Here is a 25219-nt window from a genome sequence, read left to right as displayed (position 1 = left end):
AGCGGGTTGACTCTGTTGCGTGCGCGCCGCACGGGTAGCGCATGCAGGATACTACGCTGAATGATTTGGAAGTCGCCGAAGAAATGGCCGATGCAGCACGCAAGGCCATTCTTCCTTATTTCAGGCAGTCTGACCTGGAAACATCCAACAAGCTGGCTGACGGGTTTGACCCGGTAACGATTGCCGACCGCGAGGCTGAACAGGTCATGCGGGAAGTTCTCGCCCGTCACCGTCCCGAAGACGGTATCTTCGGCGAGGAATTCGGGCAGGTTGAAGGCCGCAGCGGTCGAACGTGGGTTCTGGACCCGATCGACGGGACGCGGGGGTTCATTAGCGGTACGCCGACTTGGGGTGTTCTGATCGCGCTGAGCACTCAAAACGGGCCGATCATGGGCGTCATTGATCAACCGTATATCGGTGAAAGATTTGTGGGTTCTGCGGGTGTGGCTCAGTCAATTGGTCCAACCGGGACAACGCAGCTCAGGACGCGGTCGACACGTTCGCTGGATCAGGCAATCTTGTTCACCACTTTCCCTGAAGTGGGCTCTTTGCAGGACCGGGCCGGTTTTGAGGCCGTCGCGCAACACGCACGTCTTACCCGGTACGGAATGGATTGCTATGCCTATGCGTTGTTGGCCGCGGGGCAGGTTGATCTGGTGATCGAGTCCGGCCTGAACGCCTATGACATACAGGCACCAATCGCTGTGATCGAAGCCGCTGGCGGTATTGTCACCGATTGGCAAGGCGGGGCTGCCCACAATGGTGGGCGTGCTTTGGCCGCCGCAAATCCTGACTTGCACGCTGCAGCTTTGGAAATCCTGCGCGACTATTGAAGCCTGTTGCCGTGGTGGGACCAGTCGGGTAAGTTCCGCCCTGCTGGTTCTTATGCCCGTTTTCCGCCAGCCTTCGCACTCCATGCATGAAACGGGCTTGTGCAAGGAGGGCGAAATGACCGAAATCCTTATCAAAAATGCCGATACCATCCTGACGATGGACGACACGCGCCAAGAGCTTTCGGGCGCGGATATCCTGATCCGTGACGGGCAGATTGCTCAGATCGGCCACGCGCTGCAAACGGGTGGTGAAATCCATGATGCGTCGGGTTGCGTCGTGACCCCCGGGTTGGTGAACACACATCACCATCTGTATCAAACTCTGACACGCGCCGTTCCGGGGGGACAGGATGCGTTGTTGTTCGGCTGGTTGAAGACGCTCTATCCAATCTGGTCCCGGTTTGGACCGGAAGAGATGTTTGTCTCGGCGCAGATTGGCCTGGCAGAGCTTGCCCTCTCGGGATGTACCCTGAGTTCCGATCACCTGTACCTGTACCCGAACGGCGCAACGCTGGACGACACCATCGCAGCGGCTGCCGAGATCGGTATGCGGTTTCATCCCACGCGCGGCGCGATGAGCATAGGCGAAAGCGACGGTGGCTTGCCGCCGGATTCCCTGGTCGAGGCCGAAGCCGCCATTCTCGAGGACATGATCCGCGTAGTTGACGCATTCCACGATCCCTCTGACGGAGCCATGTGCCGGGTCGGGCTGGCACCATGTTCGCCGTTCTCGGTCAGCCGCGACCTGATGCGAGATTCTGCGGTTTTGGCCCGCGACAAGGGTGTGATGCTGCACACGCATCTGGCTGAGAATGACGAGGATATCGCCTATTCTCAGGCGCAGTTCGGCTGCCGACCGGGGCAATATGCCGAAGAATTGGGCTGGACCGGGGCTGACGTCTGGCACGCCCACTGTGTCAAGCTGGACGGGGCCGAGATCGACCTGTTCGCACGTACGCAAACCGGGGTGGCCCATTGCCCATGCTCAAATTGCCGCTTGGGGTCCGGCATCGCACCAGTGCGGGCCATGCGAGATCGCGGTGTACCCGTTGGGATTGGCGCAGATGGGTCGGCCAGCAATGATAGCGGAAACCTGATCCTTGAGACACGACAAGCCATGCTACTGCAACGGGTTGCAAACGGGGCCGACGCTATGTCCTCGCGCGAGGCGCTGGAAATCGCCACCCGAGGCGGCGCGGATGTGCTGAACCGCCCTGATTGCGGCCGGTTGGAACCGGGCAAACGCGCCGATATCGCCATCTGGGATACGCGCGGCATCGAAAGTGCCGGCAGTTGGGACCCGGCCGCCTTGCTGCTGGCCGGGCCGACGAAAGTTAAACACCTGTTTGTCGAGGGCCGCCAGATCGTGCGCGACGGGCAGATCACAACGCTCGACCTGCCCAAAGTCATCGAAACCCAAAACCGCCTCGCCCACGCTTTGGCGGGTTAGACACGGATCCGTTCTTCATCTGGCCAAAAATATCCCCGCCGGAGGCATGGGCCATAGGCCCATTCCCTTCAAACCGATACGGCCCGACCGCCGATCCAGACCTCGGCAATGGCGCGGTCGTCGCCCATCATGATGGTGGGGAAGATAGCCTCCCAAAGATCATCGGCGCAGGCTTCGCGCTGGGCAATCGCCGGGGTTGAGGCCAGGTCAAGAACGACCAGGTCCGCCTCCATCCCCGGTGCGACGTTGCCGATGCTGTCATCCAGCCGCAGCGAGCGGGCAGAACCAACAGTGCCCAACCACAGCAGTTGTGCCGCGTGCAAAGGCGCGCCGCGCAATTGTCCGATTTCGTAGGCCGAAGCCATCGTGTGCAACATGGAAAAGCTCGACCCGCCGCCTGTATCCGTTGCCAAGCCAACGCGGTGGCCGTCCTGCATCAGGCCGCTCATGTCGAACAAACCCGAGCCGATGAACGTGTTTGACGTCGGGCAGTGGATCAGGGCTGCATCCACTTCGCGCAGGCGGTCGCGCTCACGCGCCTCCAGATGGATGACGTGGCCGTAGACGCCGTGCGATCCCAGCAGGCCGAATTTCTCATACGTATCCAGATAGTCCCGCGCCTCGGGGAACAGCTCGCGGACCCATGCGATTTCGTCGGTCTGCTCGCTGAGATGCGTTTGCATCAGGCAGTGCGGGTGCTCAGCCCAGAGCGCACCCATCGCCTCAAGCTGTTCGGGCGTGGACGTCGGAGAAAAGCGGGGCGTGATGGCATAGGACAGGCGGTCGACCCCATGCCATTTCTCCAACAACGCTTGGGATTGATCATAGGCCGTCTGCGCCGTGTCCCGCAGCCCCTCGGGTGCATTGCGATCCATGCAGGTTTTGCCCGCGACCACACGCTGATTGCGCTGCTGCGCGGCCGAGAAAAAGGCATCGACGCTTTCTGGGTGGATGGTGCAGAAGCTGCACATCGTCGTCGTTCCATGGGCCGCCGTCAGATCGAGATAGCGGTTCGCGATCTCCGAGGCATAGGCAGGATCGCCGAATTTCATCTCTTCGGGGAAAGTATAGGTGTTCAGCCAGTCGATCAGGCGTTTGCCCCAACTGGCGATCATTGCGGTCTGGGGATAGTGCACATGCGCATCCACGAACCCAGCCATGATGACATGATTGCCGTGGTCAACCACGGTGGCCTCGGGATGTGCGGAACGCAAGCTGTCAGCATCCGCAACGGCCGAAATCCGGCCGTCCTCGATCAGAACGGCCTCGCTGATCTTGACGGCGTCGGTCGGCTCTCCTTCAAAAGGGGAACCGGTGAAGCTTAGAACACGCCCTTTCAGCAGCGTTTTTTGCGCCATTTTCATTCATCTCCGCCTGTATGGGACTGTGAAACAGCATAAGGGCGGGAAACTTGCCGGTAAATCGGCGCATTGTCATTGTTTTCCGGTAGCTGCTTCTTCTAATTAGGGGGCAATGACCGAACGGAACGGGGGCAGACATGACCACAGGCTTTGATGAACCCGTAATCGACACGAGCAGTGAAGAAGACGTCTATGCGCTGGATCGCAAAACCGTAGCTGCGATCCTTTATGCGGTTGACGTCGAGGACCGCAACAAGCTGATCGAGCTGATGGAGCCGTTGCACCCGGCTGACATCGCGGACCTTCTTGAACAGATCAATCCATACGACCGCGCTCGGTTGATCCGGCTGTACGACAAGGAATTTGACGGCGATATCCTGTCCGAACTCGATGAGGCCGTTCGAGAGGAAATCATCGGCATCCTCAACCCGGACGTTCTGGCCGAGGCCGTCCGCGACATGGAAAGCGACGATGTCGTTGACCTGTTGGAGGATCTCGAAGAACCGCAGCAAGAGGCCATTCTGGACGCGCTCGAGGATTCCGAGCGGATCGCGGCGGAACAGGCGCTGTCTTACCCCGAAAACTCGGCCGGTCGTCTTATGCAGCGCGAGGTTGTCATGGCGCCCGAGCATTGGACGGTTGGGCAAGCCATCGACTTCATGCGTGCCAATGATGGTCTGCCCGAGCAGTTTTATCATGTCGTGCTGGTTGATCCCCGGCTGAAGCCCTCGGCTCAGGTTACGCTGGGCAAGCTGATGGCGGCGCGGCGCGAAGTGCCATTGCTGGACATCACGGAAGAAGAATTTCACACAATTCCCGTCGATCAGGACGAGGAGGACGTGGCCTATGCTTTCAACCAATACCACCTGATCTCGGCCCCGGTTGTGGATGCTGACGGGCGGCTGGTCGGGGTCATCACAATTGACGACGCGATGGTGGTTCTGGACGAAGAGCACGAGGAAGACATCCTGCGCCTGGCGGGGGTGAGTGATGAAAGCTCGCTGTCAGACTCGGTGGCAGCGACCAGCAGGCGGCGCTTGCCGTGGTTGGCCGTGAACCTGTGCACGGCGATCTGTGCCTCGCTGGTGATCTCGCAATTCGAGGCGGCGATCGACCAGTTGGTGGCGCTGGCGATCTTGATGCCGATCGTGGCTTCGATGGGGGGCAATGCCGGAACACAGTCGCTGACGGTTGCCGTGCGTGCGCTTGCGACGCGCGACCTGACCCCGTCGAACGTGTTGCGGGTGATCCGTCGTGAATTGCTGGTGGGGATGTTGAACGGGTTGTGTTTCGCCATCGTGCTGGGGACGGTCGGGATGCTTTGGTTCGACTCGCCGCTCTTGGGTGTCGTGATCGGGGCCGCCTTGGTCGTGAACATGATCATCGCTGGTTTCGTCGGTACGGTAGTACCGGTGGTGCTGGACCGTCTGGGCGCTGACCCGGCGCTTGCGTCCGGCACCTTTGTGACAACCACAACGGATGTCATGGGGTTCTTCCTGTTCCTTGGACTTGCCAGCGTGGTGCTATTGTGACCGATCTGACCGAAGTTAAAGCAGCCGCGCGTAAGGCGGCTTTTGCACGCCGCAAGGCAGCGTTTGACATACGCTTGCCCGGTGCCGCCGGACGCCTGTCCGAAGTTCTGGCCGGTCACCGGGGCGTGGCGCTGTCTGGTTACATGCCGATCCGAACAGAAATTGACCCTCTGCCTGCGATGGCCGAAGCGTCGGCTTATGGCCCGGTTGGAGTGCCGGTCATACAGGCCGCGGGGCAGCCTTTGAAGTTCTCTCGCTGGACGCCAGAGGGCGCATTGAAGGACGGATCATTCGGCGCGAAAGTGCCCGAGATCGATGATTATTTTGAGCCGGAAATCCTGATCGTCCCCTTAGTTGCTTTTGACGCGCAAGGCGGGCGGCTGGGGTATGGCGGCGGCTTTTATGACCGCACGCTGGAAGGGCTGCGGGCAAAGCGGCCAACGCTGGCCATTGGTTTCGCATTCGATGCGCAAGAGGCTGACGGGCTGCCTCTTGAGGCAACCGATCAGCCGTTAGACATGGTCGTTACTGAAAGTCGCGTATTGACCTTTCCGACCTGAAAACTGCCTTACCCCGGGTTGTTCTCGCGGAAATATTCCCAGGCGTCGACTTCACCACCGTCTGCCAGAATGCAGACCCCGGTTTGCCCATTGGAACCGTCACGGATTTCGTATGTTCCACCGCTTTCAACACAGAATGTCGCTGCGGGATTTGCCAGTTCTGTTGATTGCTCTGGCACAGGGTCACAGGCCGCAAGTGGCGTCAGAATTGCAGCCGAGATAAGGAAACGGTTCATAAAGATCTCCCTTGGAATAGGATTTGTAAGTTTATAGCGCCAGTTTAACCACTTGTGCTTGACGGATGCCACACTTAGGACGGTTTGAATGAGAATACTGTTTTTGGGTGACGTAATGGGCCGGGCGGGACGCGCGGCCATTCAGCAGCATCTGCCGCGTCTGCGTGACGAATGGCGGCTGGATTTTGTCGTGGTCAATGGTGAGAACGCCTCGAACGGGATGGGGCTGAGCGGGGATCATGCCAAGCTGCTGCTGGATGCGGGCGCGGATTGCCTGACGCTGGGCGATCATGCGTTCGACCAGAAAGACATGCTGCAGTTCATCGAAAATGAGCCGCGCATTGTGCGCCCTGTAAACTTTGCCAAAGGCGCACCGGGGCGGGGGCATCGCCTGTATACCGCGCCGGGTGGGCGCAAGGTGCTGGTGGTGCAGGTGCTGGGGCAGGTGTTCATGAAACGGCCCTTTGATGACCCGTTTTCGGCCATCGAGCCGATCCTGAAGTCCCATCCACGCGGTGGGCAGGCTCAGGCGATCATCGTCGACATGCATTGTGAGGCGACCTCGGAAAAAATGGCGATGGGTCACTACTGTGACAAACGCGCCAGCCTTGTGGTGGGCACGCACACGCATGTGCCAACGGCGGACGCGCAGATTCTTCCGGGCGGCACGGCCTATTTGACCGATGCGGGTATGTGCGGGGACTACGACTCGGTGATCGGCATGGACAAGGTGGAACCCATGCGCCGCTTTATCACCGGTATGCCCAAGGCAAGATTCACTCCGGCCAATGGGGAAGCGACGCTCAGCGGCGTGTTTGTCGAGACCGATGATCAGAACGGGCAGGCGAAATCTGTCCAAATGGTACGCTTTGGCGGGCGGTTACAGCAGGCGGGGCCGCAGTAAGGCTTGCTCTGACCCGCGCAATGCGGGAAACTGCTTGCCGGGCGCGTTTGCCAAGCCAGGGTTCGGACAGAATACCAAGAATGCATTTCCTCCAACTGACAGAAACAGGAAGCGCGATACTGGCGCTGTTGGTCGTCGTAGGCATGTTTGTCATGTTCCTGCGAGAGGTTTACCCGACCGAGGTCGTCGCCATCGGCGGCGTGGCCGTGATGCTGGTGACAGGCATCCTTCCGTACCAAAGCGCCTTGGCCGTCCTGTCAAACCCTGCGCCTTGGACTATTGCCGCGATGTTCATCATCATGGGGGCGCTGGTACGGACCGGAGCGTTGGACGCGTTCACATCGACCGCCCAGAAACAGGCGCAGGTGAACCCACGTATCGCTATCGGATTGCTCATGGCCTTCGTGGTACTAGCGTCGGCGGTTGTGTCGAACACGCCCGTCGTTGTCGTGATGATCCCGGTATTTGTGCAGATAGCGCGGACACTTAACGTCCCGGCCTCGAAACTGCTGATCCCGCTGAGCTATGCGGCCATTCTGGGTGGAACGCTGACCTTGATCGGCACTTCGACCAACCTTTTGGTAGACGGTGTGGCCCGGTCGCAGGGCATGACTCCGTTCACGATATTCGAGGTCACGCCGCTGGGTATCGCGCTGGTGATCTATGGCATGGTGTATCTGCGATTTGTCGCGCCACGTTTACTGCCCGAGCGGGACAGCATGGCTTCGCTTCTAAGCGACAGGTCCAAAATGAAGTTCTTCACCGAGGCGGTCATCCCCCCGGAAAGCAACCTGATCGGCCGGGAAGTCACCGGCGTTCAGCTTTTCAAACGGCCCGGAGTGCGCCTGATCGACGTCATCCGCGGCGACGAATCGCTGCGTCGGAACCTCAAGGGGGTCCAGTTGAAATTGGGTGATCGCGTGGTTCTGCGTACCCAAATGACCGAGTTGCTAAGTCTACAACGCAACAAGGAACTGAAGCGCGTGGATCAGGTTTCTGCCGTTGAAACCAAAACGGTCGAGGTGCTGATTACTCCGGGTTGCCGCATGGTTGGGCGCACGCTGGGCGCGATGCGCTTGCGGCGGCGCTATGGTGTTTATGTGCTTGCGGTGCACCGCCGGAACCAGAATATCGGGCGGCAACTGGATGAGCTTGTGGTGCGGGTAGGTGATACCCTGCTGCTGGAAGGGTCGCCCGAGGATATTCAGCGGCTTGCGGCAGATATGGACATGGTCGATGTCACGCAGCCCTCCGCCCGTGCGTTCCGCCGCAGCCATGCGCCGATTGCGATCGGCGCGCTTGCAGGTATCGTTGTGCTGGCCGCGCTGGGCGTTGCTCCGATTCTGCTGTTGTCGATTCTTGCCGTCGCTGTGGTTCTGCTGACACGGTGTATCGACGCGGACGAGGCGTTTTCTTTTGTCGAAGGCCGCTTGTTGGCGCTGATCTTTTCCATGCTGGCCATTGGTGCCGCGTTGGACAAATCGGGCGCAGTCTCGCTGATCGTCGAAGCCATTGCGCCAGGGCTAAGCGCGCTGCCGCCTTTCCTGATTATCTGGGCCGTATATCTGCTGACCTCGGTGCTGACCGAACTGGTGTCCAACAATGCGGTTGCGGTCGTCGTAACGCCCATCGCCATTGGGTTGGCGCAGGCTGTTGGAATTGACCCGCGCCCGCTTGTCGTTGCGGTTATGGTCGCGGCCTCGGCGTCGTTCGCGACGCCGATCGGGTATCAGACCAACATGATGGTTTATGGTCCGGGCGGGTACAGATTCGTCGACTTCATGAAGGTGGGTATCCCGCTGAACCTGACCGTGGGTTTGCTGGCGTCGCTTCTGATCCCGCTGATCTGGCCTCTGTAGCATCGGCGCATAACCGCTGGTTTTCCGGCGAAGTCCTTGTAAAATCGACCTCTATTACAATCTTTGTAGAAAGTGATTTTGCAGGAAGGAGCAAACGTATGCTCAAACTCGGATCTTCTGCCTTGGCCGTTGTCGCCATGTCCACCGTTCTGGGGGGCGTCGCATGCGCCGGAACGATTGAAGGCACAGCCACCTATCGCGAGCGTATCGCGGTTCCGCCTGATGCGACCCTGTTGGTCCAGTTGCAGGATGTTTCGCGCGCCGATGCGCCGTCGGTGACGCTGTCCTCGAAACGCTACGCACTGACCGGAGTGCCCGCCCAATTCGAGCTGAGCTATGACGACGCGCTGATCCGCGACGGAATGCGGTATGTCGTGCGCGGGTCGATCTTTCAGGGGGACAAGCTGCTGTTCACCACGGATACGGCCTATCCGGTTCTAACGAATGGTGGGGGAAGCTCGACCGATCTGGTTCTGGTTCAGGCCCAGCCACAGGGGGTTGCCACGTTAGAGAACACAAAGTGGATGGCGACCGGGCTGAACGGCAAGCCGTTCGAGACAGAAAAGCGACCGGAACTGAACTTTGCCGAAGGCGGGGCGTTTTCAGGCAGCAGCGGCTGCAACCGGTTCACGGGTCAGGCCGAGATCACCGGCAGTCAGATTGATTTCCCGGACAACATGGCCGCGACCCTGATGGCATGCCCGCCGCCGTTGGATGAGATTGAGCGAGAGTTCCTCAAGGCTCTGTCAGTCGTGACGGCCTATGCGTTCAAAGGGGACACACTTGTACTGTTGGACAGCGCAGGGCAGGCCGTTATCCAGTTCGCGCGGGCGACTTGATAGCCGGGGCCGTCAGGCGACGGCCCTAGAGCGCCCGGCGTTACGGCCAGAGAAAATGCAGCCCCCTAGGAACGTGCCTTCCAGCGCATTGTACCCGTGGTAGCCTCCACCCCCGAATCCGGCGACCTCTCCGGCGGCAAATAGGCCGGGGACGACTTGACCGTCGGCTCCGATCATCTGGCTGTCGAGGTTCGTTTGCAAACCGCCCAGAGTTTTGCGGGTCAGAATGTGCAGCTTGACCGCGATCAGAGGCCCGTTGGCCGGGTCAAGAAACTTGTGCGGTTTGGCGGTGCGGATCAGGCGGTCCCCGCGATAGTTGCGCGCCGCCAGAATCGCCGCCATCTGCGCATCCTTTGTGAACGGATTGTCGATCTGCGAGTCCCGCGCTTCGATCTGGGCGCGCAGATGCGCTTCGTCGATCAGGCCGCCGCCCATCTGGTTCATGCCGCTGACCAGCTCGGTCAGTGTGTTGGCGACGATAAAGTCCTCGCCGTGTTCCTTGAATGCCTCAACCGGGGCTGTGGCCTTCGAGCCGGTCAATATGCGCTGCAACAGCACTTCGCGCCATCCGCCTTCGGTCATGTCCGGGTTCTGCTCGGACCCCGAGAGGGCGAATTCCTTTTTGATCACCTTCTGGGTCAGGACAAACCAACTGTATTCATACCCGGTTTTCAGGATTTCCTTCAGTGTTCCCAACGTGTCGAACCCCGGCAGGCTAGGGGGTTTCATCCGGTTTCCATGTGCATCAAACCACATCGAACTTGGGCCGGGCAGGATGCGAATTCCGTGGGACGGCCAGATCGGGTTCCAGTTTCGCACGCCTTCGGTATAGTGCCACATTCGGTCGCCGTTGATCACATGTCCGCCAGCCTTTTCGCTGATCGCGATCATGCGGCCGTCAACATGAAAGGGCACGCCCGCAACCATATCTTTCGGTGGTTCCCCCAAACGGTCGCGGGGCCAGTTCTTGCGGACCATCTCGAAATTACCGCCGATCCCGCCAGAGCTGACGATGACGGACGGGGCATAGATTTCAAACTCTCCAACTTCATCGCGGTTGGTTTTGGCACCGTGTTGAGCGGTGTCATCGGCCAAAACCTCGCCCGAGACACCTTTGGCGCATCCGTTCTGCATGATGATGTGGCTGACCTGATGGCGGAATTTCAACTCGATCAGACCGGCGTCGACATGTTCCTGCACGCGGCGGATGAAATGTTCCAGAACGCCCGGACCGGTGCCCCATGTGATGTGGAACCGGGGAACCGAGTTCCCGTGACCGTCCGCATAAGACCCGCCGCGTTCTGCCCAGCCGACGATCGGGAACCAACGCAAACCCATGTCATGCAGCCAAGGGCGCATTTCCCCGGCGGCGAACTCGACATAGGCTTCGGCCCATTTGCGCGGCCAGGCGTCGTCGTCCCGGTCGAACTGAGCGCTGCCCAGCCAATCTCTCATGGCCAGTTCGTGACTGTCGCGAATTCCCATCCGTCGCTGTTCGGGCGTGTCGACCATGAACAGCCCGCCAAGGCTCCAAAACGCTTGCCCGCCAAGAAAATGTTGCGGCTCCTGATCCAGAACGATCACCTTCTTGCCGCGATCCCCCAGTTCGGCTGCGGCGGCCAGACCAGCCAGACCAGCCCCGACGACAATGGCGTCAGCAGTATTGTTGGACATGAAAACTCCTCTCAGCGGCGGCGGAACCAAAGGATCAGGGGAAGGGCGACCGCATACATCGTTATCCCGTAAACGGCGGATGGAAGTGCAAGTGGGCTAAACCCGCTTTCCGTGCCCGTAATTAACGCGGCCAGTGTTATTCCCAAGGTCGAGTTCTGAATGCCGGTTTCGATTGAGACCGTCTTACTTTCATTCCACGACAGGTTGGCGGCGCGCGCCAATCCAAGACCAATCAGCAGCAAGGCGACATTCAGCGTGATCAAGCCCGCGCCCATTTTGCTGAGATTGTCCACGAACAACTGCCAGTTACCTGCAAGCGCGGCAATGACGATCAGGACAAACAGGATCGTTGCCAGTTTAGACAACGGGGCGTCGACACGACTAGCGAACCCGGTTGCGAAATGTCGGATACTCACGCCGATGGCGACGGGCAGTGTGGTGATCAGGAACAGGGCGATGGCCAGCCCGGTGATCGAGACTTCGGGCGCGTCCTCTCCCATGAAGTGGGCGATGGACCACGCGGCCAGAATGGGAACGGTCAGCATGGACAACAGGCTGATGACCGCCGTCAGGCTGACCGAGAGGGCGACGTCACCTTTGGCCAGTTTGGACAGGATATTGCTTGTGACCCCGCCGGGACAAAAGCTGAGAAGCATAAAGCCGACTGCGATTTCCGGCGGCAAGGCAAACAGCTTTACCGTCGCAAAGGCGGCAACGGGCAGCAGGATGACCTGCGAAATGGCACCGATCGCGAACGGGTAGCCCCTGCTTAGAACACGGCGAAAATCGGCGACTTCCAGCCCGATGCCCAACGACAGCATGATGATGGCCAGCGACAGGGGCAGGCCGACATTTATTATGAGATCCAAGAACAACTCCTCCCAAAGCTGTTCCGGGCAGCCTATGCGAGGGGCGCGCGATCAGGCAATAGCGCCGTAGGGTCATCCGTACCGTTGTGCAAACCGCCGCAGGATTTCGCGCGGCTGGGTGACGTCCGCCGCATGGCAGATGTCGATCAGGCGCTGGGCATCTTCGGGCGGGAAATAGCCGTGATGCTTATAGATATTGATCCGTTCTTCAAAGTCGCGCGCGTCGGCTTCGGGGTGGAACTGAGTGGCGTATACGTTCTGACCCCAACGGATCATCTGAAACGGGCAGGGGTCCGAGGCCAACAAGTGCACGCAACCTTCGGGCAAGGATTGAACAGCTTCCTTGTGGCCGACAAAGGCGTCAAAATTTGGCTCTAGCCCCGAGGTCAGCGGGTCCTGCATTCCGTCTTCCGTCAGGCGGCAAGTAGATGGGCCGACGGGTTCGCCGAAGCGATCCTTGCTGACCTCTCCGCCCAGATGGGCCGCCAGAATCCCCAGACCGTAGCAGCACCCCATGAATGGGTGATCCTGTGCGGTGATCTGGGGCATCAGCCCCATGATCGCCGCCTCAACCCGCGCGTCGACCGCCGATTTTGTCGCCGGATCGTCACTAACGCAACCGGGGCCACCGCCGACAATCACGCCTGCATAGTCGGTCACGTCCAACCCCTCAGGCAGGTTTTCGCGGTCCAGCCGGAAACGGTGCGTTTGGTCGGGCATCAGTCCCGTCTTGTCCAGAATCGAGGCATATTCAGCGTCCGATGCATCGGTTTCAGGGCGCAGTTGCAGGATCAGAAATCGTTTCATACGCAGCCTTTACCCGTCACAGCGGCCAGAACACAAGGATTGCCGGGACCGAAACCGCAACGATCAGGATTTCCAGCGGCAGCCCCATGCGCCAGTAGTCACCAAAGCGATACCCGCCGGGACCCAGCACCAGCGTGTTGTTCTTGTGCCCAATCGGAGTGAGGAACGCGGCCGAGGCTGCCACGGCGACAGTCATCAGGAACGGGTCGGGTGAAACCTCAAGCGTGCGGGCCATCTGGATGCCAACAGGGGCCGCGACGATCGCCGTTGCCGTGTTGTTCAGCACATCCGACAGGGTCATCGTGACGACCATCAGTACCGTCAGGATAGCCCATGCGGGCATTCCGTCGGTAAGTTGGATCAGCCCGTTTGCGATCAGTTCCGTACCTCCAGAGGTTTCGAGCGCGCTGCCTAACGGGATCATCGACCCCAGCAGAACAACCACGGGCCATTCGATATGGTTGTAGAGATCGGCAATGGGCATGATCTTGGTCAGAACGTAAGCAACGACCACCAGTCCCAGCGCAATCGGCAAGTAGATCAGCCCGACGCTGGCCGCAATTACGGCAGCAGCAAACAGACCAATCGCAAGCCAAGCCTTGTCATTGGCGGTGACGTTCAACCCGCGTTCAGCCAAGGGCAGGCATCCCAGCCACTCGGTGACATCCGCACTCCGGTCGCGGGGGCAGAGCAGCAATAGGATATCACCGGCTTCGACTTCCGTTTTCCGAACCTGCTCGGTGATCCGGCGTCCCTGGCGCGAGATACCCATCAGAACCGTGCTTTGACGCCAAGCCAAGCCCAACCCTTGCGCGGTACGCCCGGTGATGCGCGCGCTCTCGGTGGCGACGACCTCGATCACTTCCAGCCCGTCGCCTTCGGCCGTCAGCAACTCCTGTCGCCGCGTGTCCGAGAAGTTCAGGTTTAGCGCGGCACGGAATTCGTCCAGCGCCTCGGGTCGGGCCTCAAGCACTAGTGCGTCGCCTTCGTGCAGGGTCGCGTGCGCCGACCGGCCGTATCGTCGTTTTCCGTCGCGGATCAGTCCGATGATGGCGACGTCCGACTTTTCGGCGGCCTCATACAGCTCGCTGACCCGTTTGCCGATATGGGCTGAGTCTGGCGGAATTGTCAGTTCGGCAATGTACTCGGCCAACGCCTCTGTGCTTTCTTCTTGCGGGCCGCGATTGGGGATCAGCCGCCAGCCAACCAACGAGACAAAAGCCAAGCCCGCAATGGCCGCCAGCCCGCCAACCGGGGCGAAATCGAACATATGGAACGGCTCGCCCAGAGTTTCAGCGCGGATCGAGGCAATGATGATGTTGGGAGGTGTGCCGATCAGCGTGGCCATGCCGCCCAGAATGGTCGCAAAGCTGAGCGGCATCAGCGTCAGCCCGACTGACCGACCCGCTTTGCGCGCGGTCTGAATGTCGACCGGCATCAGAAGGGCCAGCGCTGCCACGTTGTTCATGAATGCTGACAGAACGGCCCCGATTCCGCCCATCAAGGCGATATGCGCACCAAGGCCGCGCGACGCGTCGACCAAGGTGCGCGTGATCATGAACACGGCACCCGACCGCACCAACCCGGCGGACACAACAAGAACCAGCGCCACGATAATCGTGGCCGGGTGGCCAAACCCGGCAAAGGCGTTGTCCACCGGAACGACCCCGAGAACGACGCCGATCAGCAGGGCCGAAAACGCCACAAGGTCGTAACGGTAACGCCCCCACAGCAGCATTCCAAATACAGTGGCGAAAAGGGTAAAAAGAATAATCTGATCTGTCGTCATGCCGACACCATACCCGCAAGGGACCACCCCGCAAGCCGCTCTCTTGATCCCGAGGCCCGCAAACGTCTATATGAGCGCCGAATACGCAATCACTATCACGAGGACGCATCATGGCAGGCCACTCCAAATGGGCCAATATCCAGCACCGCAAGGGACGTCAGGACGCCGCGCGGTCCAAACTGTTTTCCAAGCTGTCGAAAGAGATCACCGTCGCCGCAAAGATGGGCGACCCCGATCCCGATAAGAACCCGCGCCTGCGTCTGGCCGTCAAAGAAGCCAAGTCGAACTCGGTCCCCAAGGACGTGATCGACCGCGCGATCAAGAAATCTGTCGCAGGTGAAGGCGACGAGTACGAAGAAATCCGGTACGAGGGCTATGGCCCGAACGGTGTGGCCGTGATCGTCGAGACGATGACGGACAACCGGAACCGGACCGCGTCGACCGTTCGCTCGACCTTCTCGAAGAATGGCGGAAACCTTGGCGAGACCGGCTCGGTCGGGTTCATGTTTGAACGCAAGGGTGAAGTTGTTTACCCCGCAACCGTAGGCGACGCTGATACCGTGTTTGAAGCGGCGATTGAGGCGGGTGCCGAAGATGTCGAAAGCTCGGACGAGGGTCACATCATCTGGTGCGCCGATACCGATCTGAATGACGTGTCCAACGCATTGGAAGCCGCACTGGGCGAGACCGAGTCGACCAAGCTGGTCTGGAAACCCACCACGACCACCGAGCTGGGTCTGGACGACATGCAAAAGCTGATGAAGCTGGTGGATGCGCTGGAAGACGACGATGACGTACAGCGCGTAACAACCAATTTCGAGGCATCGGACGAGGTCATGGCTCAGCTCTGATCCGATCTGCAAGACCTTTCAAGAACCCGGCCAAGGGCCGGGTTTTTTTGTTCGCTTGGCCGGTTGCGCCATACCCGGTAAGCTGCGTTGAAACGCAATCATCCCAAGGCGGATTTCCAAGGCCGCTCAGGGTCTTCACACGAACGAGTGCATGACGAAAAGCCCCTCGGACGCCGCGAAAAGAAACATACCTGTTCTGGCCGGGCAGAGTATTTTGTCTCAGGTTGCGTGGACCTTGGGCAGCCCTTCCATCGTTTTCCCGTTTCTGGCGGTCTCGCTGGAACTGCCGATGTTTGTCGCGGGTGCGCTGGTATCGGTGCGGATGTGCGGCAGTATGATTTCCGACGTGTTCCTGGCGCAGCCGATTTCTGCGCGGCAACGCAAAAAGCGTGGCATTGCCATGACGGAAATCGCAATCGGGGCGTGTCTTGTCATGGCGCTGGCGATCGCCGCGACAGGTATTGTTCCGTTGATAGCCTTGGCCTTTGTTTCAGCGTTCTTTCTGATCGGCCTGATCGAAGAAATTCAATCGCTGATGTACACGGATCTTCTGGGCGACCATCTGCAGTCCAAGTCCCGGATGGTCATGCACTATCTGCAGCTTGGCGTCGGAGGGTTGGGCGCCATAGGGCTGGCGCTGCTGGTGCACGAGGTCACGAAACAGAACCCGCCATTTTCACGTCACTCTGCGATCATCGCCGTATCGGTTGCTTTCTTTGTCCTGTCGGGTCTGTCGATCCTGGCCATGGCCGAAGGCGATTCCCTGCGCAAAGGAACCGACAAAGAAAAACCAGCACAACGGAGGAAGTTCATTGAGAATTTCACGGATATTGCTGCGATGTTCGGTGAGGCGTGGTTCCGCCGCTATCTTGTCATGCGCTTGCCTCTTGTCGCGGTTTCCCTTTCTGTCCCGTTCTTTGCCTTGATCGCAGCCGAGGCGCATCACACGTCCGCCAAGGGCTTGACCGCAATGATCGTCTCATCGGCTTCCGGCTACCTTGTATCGGCCCCGTTGTGGCAACTGGTGAACATGAAATCGCATCGCACCGTCATGGTGGCGGGAAATCTGTTGGTGGCCCTGACAGGTGCCGCGCTGTTGTCTGTCCACTATTTGGGGATGGATCACGACGTTCACTTGCACGCCGTTGCTCTGTTCATTGTTACGGTGGCCGTTACGGGTATCAGTGGCGCGCGCAAGCTTTATTTTCTTGATGTTGCGCCCAAGGATCAGCGGGTGAAAGGCGCCGCCGCGATCAAGAGCATCTGCCGAATTTCCGGGGTTATCCTTTCGTCCGCCCTAGCTGGGGTCGCCCATATGCACGAAGTAGCCTGGGCGATCTTGTTTATCGTGATCGTCAGCCTGTTCGCAGCCATCGCGTGTTTCCGTGTTGCCATCCCCCAGGACAAGGCAGCGGTTCAGTCCTAACCATCGCCTTCGCTGACGGGCAGCAGCGCGCTTTCAGCACATCCAAGAACCGCGGTGGTCAATGGTTTCAACGCTGGGGCCAGAATACGCCCGACCTGCCACGTAAGCGGGACATCCAGCGGTGCGTCAGGTACGAGGACGCCTAGCCTGTCGTCCGACAAGGCAGGCTCGACCAAGCCAACCGGGTTCATACCCCAACCTAGTCCGGCGATTGCCGCGTCGACGAACCCCTGCGACGAAGGCAAAAAGTGAGAAGGCGGCGAAATTCGGCGGCCTGTCTGCTGCGCGATCCATGCTTTTTGCAGGCCGTCCTTGCGGTTGAAGGTCAAGCATGGCGCGCGGCTCAGGCTGGTTTCGTTGACCCCGTCCGGGAACCATTCATGCAGGAATTCCGGGCTGGCCGTGGGCAGATACCTTAGTGCACCAATGGCAACGGAATCGCACCCCGCAACAGGTTGCCCTCCAACGGTTATTGCCGCGCTGACTTCCCCGCGCCGCAGCCATTCGGCCGAATAGTCCTGATCGTCGATGACCAGATCAAAAAGCAGACCCTCAGCTTCTGCCATTGCCGGAATGAACCACGTCGCAAGACTGTCTGCGGGCACGGCAATACGAACCCGTGCAGGGCCAGAGTCTTGATCCAGCGTCAGTTCGCGGGCGAGTTTAGCCTCGAGCAAGCCGATATCTTCGGCATGTTGCGCAATACGCAGGCCCGCAGGCGTTGCAGTGCAAGGTGCGCCGCGATTGATCAGGGCCGCACCGACGCGATCCTCCAGCGCTTTGATGCGCTGCGAAATGGCTGACGGCGTTACCGAAAGGTCCGAGGCCGCCGCCTCAAAGCTGCCGTGACGCAGAATGGCGGACAAAGCGGTCAGGTGATTGGGGTCGAGTATCATTAGTCAAACTTAACTGAGGTCAACATCTTTAATTTGATAGGGCGCTGTGTTGGGCGTAGTCAACGTGACAAATGCAGGAGGTTCCATGTCCACATCCCTGATCGCTGGCTTTGCGCTTGGCTTTAGTCTGATCCTTGCCATCGGTGCGCAGAATGCCTTTGTTCTGCGTCAAGGATTGCGGCAGCAGCACGTATTGCCTGTGTGCCTGACCTGCGCGGTCTCGGACGCTGTCTTGATCGCAGCGGGGGTTGCCGGATTCGGGACTTTGGCGCAGGCAGCGCCTTGGTTTGAAACGCTCATGCGCTATGGTGGCGCACTTTTTCTGACATGGTACGGGCTGCGCAGCTTGAACTCCGCTTGGAAAGGTGGAGCCGCGATGCAGGTCGATAAGGGCCACAGCGCAAGCCTGAGATCGGTGCTGGCTACGGTACTTGCGTTTACGTGGCTTAATCCGCACGTCTATCTGGATACCGTGGTGCTGATCGGTTCGATTTCCGCTCAGTACGAAGACCGGTTGGCATTTGCATTGGGGGCGATGCTGTCCAGTTTCGTGTTCTTCTTTTCTCTGGGATTCGGCGCGAAAGCGTTGTCGCCGATATTTGCGAGACCAAGGGCGTGGCAGGCGCTGGATGTGGTGATTGGGGTGGTCATGCTGGCGATCACGGCAAAGCTTTTGGCGATGTAACGGCTTGTCCCCGCCGGCAATTCGGTGTTGAACCGTTAACATGTCAACTTTAGCCGCCCCCTATCGCCCCGTCGCGGGCATGTTCTGGATGTTTGCCGCCGGGTTGTCGTTTGTCGTTATGACAGCGCTGGTCAAGTCGCTGGGATCAACCGTGCATCCCATTCAAGCGGCGTTTTTGAGGTTCGCGTTTGGGCTGATCTTTTTGCTGCCAGCGCTGCGGCTGATCGTAACGACTCATTTAACCCGCAGGCACCTGGTTCTGTTCGGAGTGCGCGGAGTCGTCCACGCTGTCGCGGTCATGCTGTGGTTCTTTTCGATGACCCAGATTCCCTTGGCCGAGGTTACGGCGATGAACTACATGACCCCGGTCTACGTCACTCTGGGCGCGGCACTGTTTCTGGGCGAAAAGCTGGCGTTTCGTCGAATAGCGGCGATTTGCGTTGCTTTGATAGGGGTTGCCATCGTCCTGCGACCCGGGTTCCGCGAAATATCAGCTGGGCATTTGACGATGCTGTTTACTTCACTGATGCTGGGAGCTTCATATCTTTTAGCCAAAACCCTTGTGCGGGATTTGCCGCCGTCTGTTGTGGTTGCTCATATGTCGATCTGGGTAACGGTTGCGCTTATTCCGTTCGCTGCTGCGGTCTGGGAACCGCTCAGTGTGTATGATCTGGCAATTCTGTTCCTCGTCGCCAGTTTCGCGACACTGGGCCACTATTTCATGACCCTCGCGCTGCAGGCTGCGCCAGTGGCCGTCACGCAGCCGGTCACCTTCCTACAGTTGATCTGGGCTACACTGGTTGGTGCGCTGGTGTTCCACGAAAGCGTGGACATCTGGGTTGTTGCAGGCGGCACACTGATTCTATCGGCGGTCAGTTTCATCGCATGGCGCGAAGCTGTACTGAACCGAAGCAGCTTGACGACCCCCAGTATCGCGCCCAAACTTTAGCTGTTTCGCACGCGAGAAAACGTTATTGATTGACGAGTCAATAAAAACCCCCTAGCGTTTTTGCACCAGTAGCAGGTGAGGGGTCGTGATGCCGAAACTCGGAATGGAGCCAATCCGTCGTGATGCGATTGTTAAGGCAACGATCGCCGAGCTTGGGGCGAAAAAATCTCTCGACGTGACCGTCAGCCAGATCGCGAAACGCGCCGGGATGTCCAGTGCGTTGGCGCATCACTATTTCGGTGGGAAAGACCAGATTTTTCTGGCTGCCATGCGTCGTATCCTGTCAGACTTCGGGACCGAGGCCCGCGACGAGCTTAAGGCTGCTGCCCCGAATGAACGTGCGCAGGCCATCATCAGATCATGTTTTGCGCCGTCCTGCTTCACGCCGGACGTGATTGCCGCGTGGATGACCTTTTATGTGCTGGCCCAGACAAACGACGATGCGCTGCGCCTTTGGCAAATCTATCAGTCGCGTATCCGGTCGAACCTGATTTTCGCCCTGCGTCCCATGCTTGCTGATCCTGTCGAGGCGGCTGAAAACATGATTGCGCTGATTGACGGCCTTTACATCCGCGCCGCGCTGAGCGCCCCGGAAGAGCCGCAACTGGCCGTCAATCATGCCATCCGGGTGCTCAACACCTTCCTTGAGGCTGAAAAATGACACAACCAAACATTCTGATCCTGATGGTGGATCAGTTGAACGGGACCCTCTTTCCAGACGGTCCCGCTGACTGGCTTCATGCTCCGAACCTAAAAAAGCTGGCTGAGCGTTCAACTCGATTTGCCAATGCCTATACGGCCTCGCCTTTGTGCGCGCCGGGGCGGGCCAGTTTCATGTCTGGCCAGTTGCCCTCTCGGACAGGCGTTTACGACAACGCGGCTGAATTCCGCAGCGACATCCCGACCTATGCGCATCATCTGCGTCGGGCAGGGTATTACACCTGTCTGTCTGGCAAGATGCATTTCGTCGGGCCTGATCAGCTGCACGGGTTCGAGGACCGCCTGACCACCGATATCTACCCGGCCGATTTCGGCTGGACCCCGGATTATCGCAAGCCGGGTGAGCGGATCGACTGGTGGTATCACAACATGGGCTCGGTGACTGGCGCAGGCGTGGCCGAAATCTCGAACCAGATGGAATATGACGACGAGGTCGCCTACAACGCCAAGGCCAAGCTGTATGATCTGGCACGCGGCAAGGATGAGCGCCCGTGGTGCGTGACCGTCAGTTTTACCCACCCGCACGATCCCTATGTGGCGCGACGCAAATACTGGGACCTGTACGAAGATTGCGAGCATCTGCTGCCCGAGGTTGCCGACCTCGGCTACGACAATCAAGACCCGCACTCCAAACGGATTTTTGATGCAAACGACTGGCGCAGTTTTGACATCACCGAGGAAGACATACGCAAGTCACGGCGCGCTTACTTCGCGAATATCTCGTATCTAGACGATAAAATCGGCGAGATTCTCGAGGTGCTGGAAACGACCCGCCAAGAGGCAATTATCCTGTTCGTGTCCGATCACGGCGACATGCTGGGCGAACGGGGTTTGTGGTTCAAGATGACCTTCTTTGAAGGCTCATCGCGTGTGCCGCTTATGATTTCAGCCCCCGACCTTCCGGTGAGGCGAATAGATACGCCTGTTTCGACCATCGACGTGACCCCTACGCTGGGCGCGCTGGCAGGTGTCGATATGGCCGAGATCGCGCCGTGGACCGATGGGTCGGACCTTGTGCCACTGGCCAAGGGTGCTGAACGCACCGCCCCCGTTGCAATGGAATACGCGGCCGAGGCGTCTTATGCCCCGTTGGTTTCGCTGCGCTATGGCAAGTGGAAGTACAACCGCTGTGTGCTGGACCCCGATCAGCTTTTCGACCTTGAGGCCGACCCGCACGAGTTGGAGAACCTCGCGGACAAGCCCGAGCACGCAGGCACCCTGCAAACTCTGCGTGCCAAGTCCGAGGCACGCTGGGATCTGGACCGCTTTGACGCGGACGTCCGCGCAAGCCAGGCCCGCCGTTGGGTTGTGTACGAGGCGCTGCGGCAAGGGGGCTATTACCCGTGGGATTACCAGCCGCTGCAAAAGGCATCCGAGCGCTACATGCGCAACCACATGGACCTGAACATCGTCGAGGAAAGTCAGCGCTTCCCGCGCGGCGAATAACCTTTAGACCATTTGAACACTCCCGACCGGAGCCTTGGGAATTGGCGCGGCGGGGCAAGGAGTCGTAATTATGGAAGCAGATTTCGTCATCGTCGGCGCAGGTTCCGCAGGCTGCGCGATGGCATATCGACTAAGCGAGGCCGGAGCCTCGGTTCTGGTGATCGAACATGGCGGCACGGATGTTGGACCTTTCATCCAGATGCCAGCGGCGCTGAGCTATCCGATGAATATGTCTCGCTACGACTGGGGTTATGAGTCCGAACCTGAGCAGTATCTCAACAACCGTCGTCTGGCTTGTCCGCGCGGTAAGGTGATCGGTGGGTCGTCTTCGATCAACGGGATGGTCTATGTGCGCGGCCACGCTCGTGATTTCGACACATGGGCCGAGATGGGGGCTGACGGGTGGTCCTATGCAGATGTGCTGCCATATTACAAACGTATGGAGACATGGCACGATGGCGGCCACGGCGGAGACACCGCGTGGCGCGGCACGGATGGTCCGCTGCACGTATCTCGCGGACCGCGCGCGAACCCGCTTTTTCAGGCCTTCGTCGATGCGGGGCAGCAGGCGGGCTACGAAGTCACAGGTGACTATAACGGCGAAAAGCAGGAGGGCTTTGGCCCGATGGAGCAGACCGTCTGGAAAGGACGGCGCTGGTCGGCGGCCAATGCCTATCTGAAGCCTGCGCTCAAGCGCGAAAACTGCGATATCGTGCGCGGTCTGGCCTCAAGGGTCGTGATCGAGGACGGACGGGCAACCGGGGTCGAACTGATCCGAGGCGGCAAGAAAGAGATCATCCGTGCCCGTCGCGAAGTGGTGTTGGCAGCATCGTCGATCAACTCGCCCAAGCTGCTGATGTTGTCCGGCATCGGCCCCGCAGCGCAACTTGCAGAGCATGGGATCGAAGTCATCGCGGACCGACCGGGCGTAGGGGCAAACCTGCAGGACCATCTTGAGCTTTATATCCAGCAGGCGTCATTGAAGCCTATTACGCTTTACAAGCATTGGAACCTGGTCAGCAAAGGTCTGATCGGGGCGCAATGGCTGTTCACCAAAACGGGTCTGGGCGCGTCGAACCAGTTTGAAAGCGCTGCCTTCATCCGGTCGAAGCCGGGCGTCGAGTACCCCGATATTCAGTACCATTTCCTGCCCATCGCCGTGCGGTATGACGGTCAGGCAGCGGCCGAGGGGCACGGATTCCAAGCGCATGTGGGGCCGATGCGGTCTCCGTCGCGCGGGTCGGTCACGCTGCGTTCAAACCGGCCAGAGGACGCGCCGGTAATCCAATTCAACTACATGAGCCACGAGCAGGACTGGGACGACTTCCGCACCTGCATTCGTTTGACGCGCGAGATTTTCGGTCAGGAGGCATTCAAGCCGTTTGCCGGAAAGGAAATCCAGCCCGGGGCGGGCCTTCAGACCGATGAGGAATTGAACGGCTTTATCGCCGAGCACGCCGAAAGCGCGTATCACCCCTGCGGTACTTGCCGGATGGGGCGCGCGGACGACAAGATGGCGGTGGTTGACCCCGAAGGCCGAGTGATCGGTGTAGGCGGTCTGCGTGTAGCGGACAGTTCGGTTTTCCCTCAGATTACGAACGGAAATCTGAATGCCCCGTCGATTATGGTTGGGGAAAAGGTGTCGGACTATCTGTTGGGCAAAGATCCATTGCCCAGGGCGAATGACCGTCCCTGGATTCATCCGCAATGGGCTTCTGAGCAGCGCTGATTTGATCCGCGTCAAAGAGGGGAGTGGGAAAAACTTATAGACCTGAATCGCAACGACATATTTAAGGAGCGAACAGGAATGTCCCACACCCCGCACGAGCTGGCCGAAGAGTTTCCGGAAAAAGTCGAGCTGATGAGCCAGCTCAAGCAGACGGACGCTCATTTTGCGCGACTGGCAGAGGAGTATCACGAGATCAACCGCGTCGTGCATCGCGCGGAAACGAACATCGAGCCGATGGAAGATTTGGCTGAGGGTGAGCTGCGCAAAAAGCGCGCGGCCTTGAAGGACGAGATCTGGGCGATCTTGTCTAAAGACTGAGAAAGAAGGGCGGGGGCTCTGCCCCCGTCGCGGCAGGCCGCGACTCCCCCGGGATATTTTCACGCCAGGTGAAGATCAGGTGACTTCATAGGGCAGCGTGCCGCGCGTATGCGCGTCTATGGAAAGTCGTCTTTCGAGTGGCGGCACTGACCGCTGGTGGCAGTTCTGCCGTTCGCAGATTCGGCAAGAGATGCCGATGGGTTCATAGGCGCTGTCGTTGTTGATATCCAGATTGTCCGCGTAAACCAGCGCTTCGGCGTGTCTTACTTCGCACCCTAGGGCAATGGCGTAGCGGCGCACCGGGGCCCCAAATGAGCCGCCGGATTTGGATACGTCCCGAGCCAGTGAAATGTATTGAACACCGTCAGGTGTTTCAGCAAGCTGCCTGAGGAAGTGGCCCGGTGTTTCAAACGCGCGGTGGACATTCCAAAGGGGACACGCCCCTCCGAACCGGGCGAATTGCAGGCGTGTTGCAGAGTGTCGCTTGGTGATCGTCCCGGCTTGATCCACGCGCACAAAGAAAAAGGGAATTCCTTTGGCGCCGGGGCGTTGCAGCGTAGAGAGACGGTGTGCGACCTGTTCAATTGACGCGCCAAAACGGTTACTCAGCAATTCCAGATCGTGCCGGTATTCCTGCGCCGCAGCCAGGAACGCGCTGTATGGCATCAGTGAAGCGCCTGCGAAATAATTTGCCAACCCGATCTTGGCGATGGAACGGGCTTCTTCGCTTTGAAACTTGGCGAAATCCAGCGTGGCTTCGAGTAGTTTATCCTGTTCGATCAGCGCGACTTGCAGCAGAAGTTGAAAAACCTGTGTCTGAGGCGTAGTCCGCGACGAAAGGAACAGCGTTTTACTGTCCGCGTCGTATTTGCGGGTCGCCTCGATGTCCGGGAACTGTACGCGGATACCGCGTTGGCCAAGGCTGTCTATTGCCGCTGTGCGTATGCTGCTGGCGTCCTGAGCGCGGCTCGAAAACCTCTCGGCTGCGCGATCGACAGCGTCGATGTAATTGTCGCAATAGTGGAAGAAGTCGCGCACTTCTTCCCACGGGCTTGCCTGAATTTGCGCGTCCTCACGGCCCAACGCTTCGTCCAGTGACGCCAGCCTTTCGTGGGTTTGGCGGTAGGTGCGATGCAGCGCAATGAACGCGCGGGCCAGCGCAGGGGCGTTCGACGCCGTAAGGCGCAGGTCCGCAAGGGGTGGAATGGCGTCATCAAAGACGGGATCGGCCAGAGCCTCGCGCATGTCAGAGACCAACCGTTCGCTATCGCCGGTGCTGAGTTCGGTGACGTCCATGCCAAACTCTTGCGCCAGCGCCAGGACAACCGTTGTCGAGATCGGACGGTTGTTGTTCTCCATCTGGTTCAGATAGGGCAGAGAGACGCCCAGCTTGGCTGCGAATTCCTTTTGAGTCAGAGCAAGTCGGGTGCGCATTTCGCGCAGTTTCGCTCCTGCGTACAGCTTTTGGGTCGCCATCGCGTGCCTT

At 59.3% G+C, this 25219-nt stretch carries 23 protein-coding genes; 15 read left to right on the top strand and 8 right to left on the bottom strand.

The genetic code is table 11. The features are described 5' to 3' along the window. Positions 1-41 precede the first annotated feature (41 nt). Both hisN and ACR0LH_RS08605 read left to right on the top strand, forming a co-directional pair. Positions 42-833, top strand: coding sequence for a histidinol-phosphatase (hisN, locus tag ACR0LH_RS08610; protein ID WP_170548498.1), 792 nt, complete (start codon positions 42-44; stop codon positions 831-833). A 115-nt stretch (positions 834-948) separates the two neighbouring features. Next, positions 949-2283 (top strand): 8-oxoguanine deaminase, encoded by a 1335-nt coding sequence (locus ACR0LH_RS08605; protein ID WP_480720533.1) that lies wholly within the window; start codon positions 949-951, stop codon positions 2281-2283. 68 nt (positions 2284-2351) lie between these two features. On the opposite strand, the gene guaD is transcribed toward ACR0LH_RS08605, so the two are convergent. Next, on the bottom strand, positions 2352-3641 hold the full coding sequence (guaD, locus tag ACR0LH_RS08600) for a guanine deaminase (protein ID WP_170803679.1): 1290 nt from the start codon (positions 3639-3641) through the stop codon (positions 2352-2354). Positions 3642-3781: 140 nt separating this feature from the next. Between guaD and mgtE the strand changes: the two genes are divergently transcribed. Both mgtE and ACR0LH_RS08590 read left to right on the top strand, forming a co-directional pair. Continuing rightward, positions 3782-5176 (top strand): magnesium transporter, encoded by a 1395-nt coding sequence (gene mgtE / locus ACR0LH_RS08595; RefSeq protein ID WP_170484011.1) that lies wholly within the window; start codon positions 3782-3784, stop codon positions 5174-5176. Continuing rightward, positions 5173-5736, top strand: coding sequence for a 5-formyltetrahydrofolate cyclo-ligase (locus ACR0LH_RS08590; RefSeq protein ID WP_480720532.1), 564 nt, complete (start codon positions 5173-5175; stop codon positions 5734-5736). The genes mgtE and ACR0LH_RS08590 overlap by 4 nt, the downstream gene beginning before the upstream one ends. An 8-nt stretch (positions 5737-5744) precedes the next feature. Here the strand turns inward: ACR0LH_RS08590 and ACR0LH_RS08585 are convergent, their stop codons facing one another. Continuing rightward, entirely contained in the window at positions 5745-5972 is a 228-nt protein-coding gene (locus tag ACR0LH_RS08585) for a DUF333 domain-containing protein (RefSeq protein ID WP_170384547.1), read from the bottom strand. A gap of 88 nt (positions 5973-6060) precedes the next feature. On the opposite strand from ACR0LH_RS08585, the gene ACR0LH_RS08580 reads away from it, so the two are divergent. From ACR0LH_RS08580 to ACR0LH_RS08570, 3 genes are all read left to right on the top strand, one after another. Next, positions 6061-6876: a TIGR00282 family metallophosphoesterase gene (locus tag ACR0LH_RS08580; RefSeq protein ID WP_480720531.1), complete on the top strand. Its 816-nt coding sequence runs from the start codon at positions 6061-6063 to the stop codon at positions 6874-6876. An 80-nt stretch (positions 6877-6956) separates the two neighbouring features. After that, the gene (locus ACR0LH_RS08575; RefSeq protein ID WP_480720530.1) at positions 6957-8735 is read left to right on the top strand and encodes an SLC13 family permease; all 1779 of its coding nucleotides are present in this window, start codon (positions 6957-6959) and stop codon (positions 8733-8735) included. 98 nt (positions 8736-8833) lie between these two features. Then, the gene (locus tag ACR0LH_RS08570; protein ID WP_480720528.1) at positions 8834-9574 is read left to right on the top strand and encodes a YbaY family lipoprotein; all 741 of its coding nucleotides are present in this window, start codon (positions 8834-8836) and stop codon (positions 9572-9574) included. Positions 9575-9586: 12 nt separating this feature from the next. On the opposite strand, the gene ACR0LH_RS08565 is transcribed toward ACR0LH_RS08570, so the two are convergent. From ACR0LH_RS08565 to ACR0LH_RS08550, 4 genes are all read right to left on the bottom strand, one after another. Next, on the bottom strand, positions 9587-11248 hold the full coding sequence (locus ACR0LH_RS08565) for an FAD-binding dehydrogenase (protein WP_480720526.1): 1662 nt from the start codon (positions 11246-11248) through the stop codon (positions 9587-9589). Between the two features lie 11 nt (positions 11249-11259). After that, a complete protein-coding gene (locus tag ACR0LH_RS08560) occupies positions 11260-12117 on the bottom strand; it encodes a bile acid:sodium symporter family protein (RefSeq protein WP_480720525.1) in 858 nt (285 codons plus the stop codon). A 72-nt stretch (positions 12118-12189) separates the two neighbouring features. Further along, complete coding sequence (locus tag ACR0LH_RS08555; RefSeq protein ID WP_480720524.1) at positions 12190-12924, bottom strand: glutamine amidotransferase; 735 nt, start codon at positions 12922-12924, stop codon at positions 12190-12192. Positions 12925-12940: 16 nt separating this feature from the next. Continuing rightward, positions 12941-14713, bottom strand: coding sequence for an SLC13 family permease (locus ACR0LH_RS08550; protein WP_480720523.1), 1773 nt, complete (start codon positions 14711-14713; stop codon positions 12941-12943). Between the two features lie 110 nt (positions 14714-14823). Between ACR0LH_RS08550 and ACR0LH_RS08545 the strand changes: the two genes are divergently transcribed. Both ACR0LH_RS08545 and ACR0LH_RS08540 read left to right on the top strand, forming a co-directional pair. Then, positions 14824-15564 (top strand): YebC/PmpR family DNA-binding transcriptional regulator, encoded by a 741-nt coding sequence (locus tag ACR0LH_RS08545; RefSeq protein ID WP_170411159.1) that lies wholly within the window; start codon positions 14824-14826, stop codon positions 15562-15564. Between the two features lie 151 nt (positions 15565-15715). Next, a complete protein-coding gene (locus ACR0LH_RS08540) occupies positions 15716-16990 on the top strand; it encodes an MFS transporter (protein WP_480720521.1) in 1275 nt (424 codons plus the stop codon). Here ACR0LH_RS08540 and ACR0LH_RS08535 read toward each other — a convergent pair. Continuing rightward, positions 16987-17886 carry a LysR family transcriptional regulator ArgP gene (locus ACR0LH_RS08535; protein WP_480720520.1) on the bottom strand — a complete coding sequence of 300 codons (900 nt, stop codon included), beginning with the start codon at positions 17884-17886 and terminating at the stop codon, positions 16987-16989. The genes ACR0LH_RS08540 and ACR0LH_RS08535 overlap by 4 nt on opposite strands. 85 nt (positions 17887-17971) lie before the next feature. On the opposite strand from ACR0LH_RS08535, the gene lysE reads away from it, so the two are divergent. The 6 genes from lysE (at position 17972) to ACR0LH_RS08505 (ending at position 23733) form a co-directional block, all read left to right on the top strand. After that, positions 17972-18571, top strand: coding sequence for an L-lysine exporter (gene lysE / locus ACR0LH_RS08530; RefSeq protein WP_480720519.1), 600 nt, complete (start codon positions 17972-17974; stop codon positions 18569-18571). A 40-nt stretch (positions 18572-18611) separates the two neighbouring features. Further along, entirely contained in the window at positions 18612-19520 is a 909-nt protein-coding gene (locus tag ACR0LH_RS08525; protein ID WP_480720518.1) for a DMT family transporter, read from the top strand. 88 nt (positions 19521-19608) lie between these two features. After that, positions 19609-20181 carry a choline-binding transcriptional repressor BetI gene (betI, locus tag ACR0LH_RS08520; protein ID WP_480720517.1) on the top strand — a complete coding sequence of 191 codons (573 nt, stop codon included), beginning with the start codon at positions 19609-19611 and terminating at the stop codon, positions 20179-20181. Continuing rightward, the gene (betC, locus tag ACR0LH_RS08515; RefSeq protein WP_480720515.1) at positions 20178-21686 is read left to right on the top strand and encodes a choline-sulfatase; all 1509 of its coding nucleotides are present in this window, start codon (positions 20178-20180) and stop codon (positions 21684-21686) included. The genes betI and betC overlap by 4 nt, the downstream gene beginning before the upstream one ends. A gap of 70 nt (positions 21687-21756) precedes the next feature. Next, positions 21757-23415 (top strand): choline dehydrogenase, encoded by a 1659-nt coding sequence (gene betA, locus ACR0LH_RS08510; RefSeq protein WP_480720514.1) that lies wholly within the window; start codon positions 21757-21759, stop codon positions 23413-23415. 78 nt (positions 23416-23493) lie between these two features. Then, entirely contained in the window at positions 23494-23733 is a 240-nt protein-coding gene (locus ACR0LH_RS08505; protein ID WP_170384512.1) for an HP1242/YdcH family protein, read from the top strand. Between the two features lie 75 nt (positions 23734-23808). On the opposite strand, the gene ACR0LH_RS08500 is transcribed toward ACR0LH_RS08505, so the two are convergent. Continuing rightward, the gene (locus ACR0LH_RS08500) at positions 23809-25209 is read right to left on the bottom strand and encodes a helix-turn-helix transcriptional regulator (protein WP_170384510.1); all 1401 of its coding nucleotides are present in this window, start codon (positions 25207-25209) and stop codon (positions 23809-23811) included. Positions 25210-25219: the final 10 nt, after the last annotated feature.

This window comes from Ruegeria sp. CL6 (genome assembly GCF_056536465.1).
This window is presented reverse-complemented; position numbering and strand designations above follow the sequence as displayed.

Bases quoted from the DNA above. Each gene is read 5' to 3' on its own strand.
- hisN (WP_170548498.1), top strand. From the start codon at position 42: ATGCAGGATACTACGCTGAATGATTTGGAAGTCGCCGAAGAAATGGCC.
- ACR0LH_RS08605 (WP_480720533.1), top strand. From the start codon at position 949: ATGACCGAAATCCTTATCAAAAATGCCGATACCATCCTGACGATGGAC.
- guaD (WP_170803679.1), bottom strand. From the start codon at position 3,641: ATGGCGCAAAAAACGCTGCTGAAAGGGCGTGTTCTAAGCTTCACCGGT.
- mgtE (WP_170484011.1), top strand. From the start codon at position 3,782: ATGACCACAGGCTTTGATGAACCCGTAATCGACACGAGCAGTGAAGAA.
- ACR0LH_RS08585 (WP_170384547.1), bottom strand. From the start codon at position 5,972: ATGAACCGTTTCCTTATCTCGGCTGCAATTCTGACGCCACTTGCGGCC.
- ACR0LH_RS08580 (WP_480720531.1), top strand. From the start codon at position 6,061: ATGAGAATACTGTTTTTGGGTGACGTAATGGGCCGGGCGGGACGCGCG.
- ACR0LH_RS08575 (WP_480720530.1), top strand. From the start codon at position 6,957: ATGCATTTCCTCCAACTGACAGAAACAGGAAGCGCGATACTGGCGCTG.
- ACR0LH_RS08570 (WP_480720528.1), top strand. From the start codon at position 8,834: ATGCTCAAACTCGGATCTTCTGCCTTGGCCGTTGTCGCCATGTCCACC.
- ACR0LH_RS08565 (WP_480720526.1), bottom strand. From the start codon at position 11,248: ATGTCCAACAATACTGCTGACGCCATTGTCGTCGGGGCTGGTCTGGCT.
- ACR0LH_RS08555 (WP_480720524.1), bottom strand. From the start codon at position 12,924: ATGAAACGATTTCTGATCCTGCAACTGCGCCCTGAAACCGATGCATCG.
- ACR0LH_RS08550 (WP_480720523.1), bottom strand. From the start codon at position 14,713: ATGACGACAGATCAGATTATTCTTTTTACCCTTTTCGCCACTGTATTT.
- ACR0LH_RS08545 (WP_170411159.1), top strand. From the start codon at position 14,824: ATGGCAGGCCACTCCAAATGGGCCAATATCCAGCACCGCAAGGGACGT.
- ACR0LH_RS08540 (WP_480720521.1), top strand. From the start codon at position 15,716: ATGACGAAAAGCCCCTCGGACGCCGCGAAAAGAAACATACCTGTTCTG.
- ACR0LH_RS08535 (WP_480720520.1), bottom strand. From the start codon at position 17,886: ATGATACTCGACCCCAATCACCTGACCGCTTTGTCCGCCATTCTGCGT.
- lysE (WP_480720519.1), top strand. From the start codon at position 17,972: ATGTCCACATCCCTGATCGCTGGCTTTGCGCTTGGCTTTAGTCTGATC.
- ACR0LH_RS08525 (WP_480720518.1), top strand. From the start codon at position 18,612: ATGTCAACTTTAGCCGCCCCCTATCGCCCCGTCGCGGGCATGTTCTGG.
- betI (WP_480720517.1), top strand. From the start codon at position 19,609: ATGCCGAAACTCGGAATGGAGCCAATCCGTCGTGATGCGATTGTTAAG.
- betC (WP_480720515.1), top strand. From the start codon at position 20,178: ATGACACAACCAAACATTCTGATCCTGATGGTGGATCAGTTGAACGGG.
- betA (WP_480720514.1), top strand. From the start codon at position 21,757: ATGGAAGCAGATTTCGTCATCGTCGGCGCAGGTTCCGCAGGCTGCGCG.
- ACR0LH_RS08505 (WP_170384512.1), top strand. From the start codon at position 23,494: ATGTCCCACACCCCGCACGAGCTGGCCGAAGAGTTTCCGGAAAAAGTC.
- ACR0LH_RS08500 (WP_170384510.1), bottom strand. From the start codon at position 25,209: ATGGCGACCCAAAAGCTGTACGCAGGAGCGAAACTGCGCGAAATGCGC.